Origin of the sequence: Rhodopseudomonas sp., from assembly GCF_036404135.1 — a bacterium.
Taxonomy (GTDB): Bacteria; Pseudomonadota; Alphaproteobacteria; order Rhizobiales; family Xanthobacteraceae; genus Rhodopseudomonas_A.
The window spans coordinates 1-2,724 of sequence record NZ_DASWPE010000199.1 but is presented as its reverse complement, the minus strand read 5'-3'; the positions used below and the strand labels follow the sequence as shown (position 1 = coordinate 2,724).

The window sequence follows — 2,724 nt, the reverse complement described above, 5'->3', positions numbered from 1 at the left end:
CCGATTTCGAGGACGCGGTCGACGTCGAGGACGACCATGAGCTGGCCGTTGAGGCGGTGGACGCCGCAGGCCATTTTGGCCATGCGGGGGTCGAGGTTGACCGGGTTGACCTCGCGGCTGTCGTCGGCGAGCTTCAGCACTTCGCCGATGGAATCGATTAGCAAGCCGTAGGATTCGCCGCGCAGATCGACGCCCATCGCCATCGGCGGCTTGCCGTCGTCGATCCGCGGCAGCCCGAGTCTGGCGCGCATGTCGATCGCGGTGACGATGCGGCCGCGCAGATTGAGGACGCCGGCGACGTCGTCGGGCGCCAGCGGCACCTTGGTCAGCCGTTCCGGCATGAACACGTCCTGCACGCGGCTGATCGGCAAGCCGAACAATTGCCCGCCGATCATCGCGGTGACGTATTCGGTGATGGCGCCGTCGCGGGCGCTGCTGGGTTCGACGCTGGAGATGTTGGTGGTCATCGTGGTCCTCACGCCGCCTGGTTCAGATGGGTGGTCTGTTCTTTCAGCGCGGCGATCAGTCCCGGCCGGTCGAACTTGGCGACGTAGTCGTGGAAGCCGGCCTGGCGGCCGCGTTCGATCGCCGCCGGCGAGATCATCGAAGAGAGCGCGATGATCGGGGTCTGCGCCAGCTTCGAATCAGCGCGGATGGTTTCGGCGAATTCGAAGCCGTTCATATCCGGCATCTCGATGTCGGTGAGGATGGCGTCGAACTCCTGGCCGGAGCGCAGCACGCCCAGGCCTTCCTGCGCGTTGGTGGCGAGCCGCACCTTGTAGCCCGCGGCCTTCAAGACCGGGCCCAGCATGTTGCGGAAGAACGCGCTGTCGTCGACCAACAGGATCGACTGCGCGGTGGTGGAGGGGCGCATTTCCTTGCGCTTGAACCAGTCGGCGAACGCCATCGGCAGGAAGTGGCCGACGTCGATCACTTCGGTGGCGGCACCCTTGATCACCGCGGAGCCCAAAATGCCCTCGTGGCTGGAGCCGACCTCGATCTGCAGATGTTCCTCGACGATGTCGACGATCTCGTCGACCACGAGACCCATGGCGCGGTCCTCGTCGGCGAACACCAGGATCGGCTGCGCCCCGGTGGTCTGCACCGCAACGCCCTCCATGGTGACGAGCGGCATCAGCTGATCGCGGTACTGCACCATGTGGCGGCCGTTGGAGAATTCGATCTTGTCGGCGGCGATTTCTTCCAAGCGCGTCACCAGCGACAACGGCACCGCCTTGGGCTGCTTGGAGCCGGCGCGGAACACCAACAGCGAGGTCAATTGATCGGCCGAGGAGGCGCGGATCGCGGCGTTCTCGTCGGCGATGTCGTGCTGGGCTGCGACCGAGGTGCCTAGCGCCTGCGCGATGCCGTTGGGGTCGACGATCATGATCACCGCGCCGTCGCCGAGGATGGTGTTGCCGGAGAACATGCCGATGTGCCGCAGCTTGGTCGACATCGGCTTGACCACGATCTCCTCGGTGTGGAACACGCCGTCGACCACGATGCCGAAGGTCTGGTTGCCGACCTGCGTCACCACGATGAAGCCGTTCTCGGGCTCGGTGACCTTGCCGTCGTCGATCTGCAGCAGGTTGCGCAGATGCATCAACGGCAGCAGCTTGTTGCGCAGCCGCAAGACCGGGGTGTCCTTGATGCGCTCGATCTTGTGTTCGGAATTGGCATGCGCGCGCACCAGTTCGACCACCGCCAGTTGCGGGATCGCAAAGCGGTTGCCGGCGGCCTCCACGATCAGGGCCGAGACGATCGCCAAGGTCAGCGGAATCTTGATGGTGACGCTGGAGCCCTCGCCGGCCACCGACTTGATGTCGATGGTGCCGCCGATCTGATCGATATTGGTGCGCACCACGTCCATGCCGACGCCGCGGCCCGAGACGCTGGTGACAGCGGCAGCGGTCGAGAAGCCCGGCGCGAAGATGAACTTGTGGATCTGCGCTTCCGTCATCTTTTCGATGTCGGCTTCGGTCGCAAGACCGTTCGAGATCGCCTTCGACTTGATCCGCTCGGTGTTGAGACCGCGACCGTTGTCGGCGATGCAGATCAGGATGTGGCCGCCTTCATGATAGGCGGACAGACGGATCGTGCCCTGCTCCGGCTTGCCTTCGGCAGCGCGTTCGGCCGGGGTTTCGAGACCGTGATCCGCCGAGTTACGCACCATATGCGTCAGCGGGTCCTTGATGAGGTCGAGCACCTGGCGATCGAGTTCGGTGTCGGCGCCGTGCATTTCGAGTTCGATCTGCTTGCCGAGTTCACCGGCGAGATCGCGGACAATGCGCGGCAGCTTCTGCCAGGCATTGCCGATCGGCTGCATGCGCGTCTTCATGACGCCGTCCTGCAGTTCGGCCGTCACCGTGGACAGACGCTGCAGCGGCACCTTGAATTCGGTGTCTTCGTGACGACGCGAGATTTCGAGCAGCTGGTTGCGGGTCAGCACCAGCTCCGAGACCATGGTCATCAGATGTTCGAGCGTGTCGACATTGACGCGGATCGACTGGTTGGCGACCTTATCGGCGCCACCTTCCGGATGATCGACCTCGACGGCCGTCTTCTTCTTGGCGGCGGGCGTGGCTGCCGGCTTGGCAACAGGCTTCACCTCGGCCACCGGAGCCGGCGCTGCCACAGGTGCAGGCGCTGGGGCCACCGGCGGAGCGGCGACGACCGGATGGAGTTCGGTTTCGGTTTCCTGGAAGGCGCGCTCCAATTCGTCGA

General features: G+C 64.6%; 2 protein-coding genes. Both read right to left on the bottom strand.

The window, feature by feature from the left end; all coding sequences use genetic code 11:
- On the bottom strand, positions 1 to 467 hold a 467-nt coding region (locus tag VGC77_RS22045), incomplete at its 3' end, for a chemotaxis protein CheW (protein WP_331173695.1).
- 8 nt (positions 468 to 475) lie between these two features.
- A partial coding sequence (locus VGC77_RS22040) for a hybrid sensor histidine kinase/response regulator (RefSeq protein WP_331173694.1) occupies positions 476 to 2,724 on the bottom strand: 2,249 nt, incomplete at its 5' end.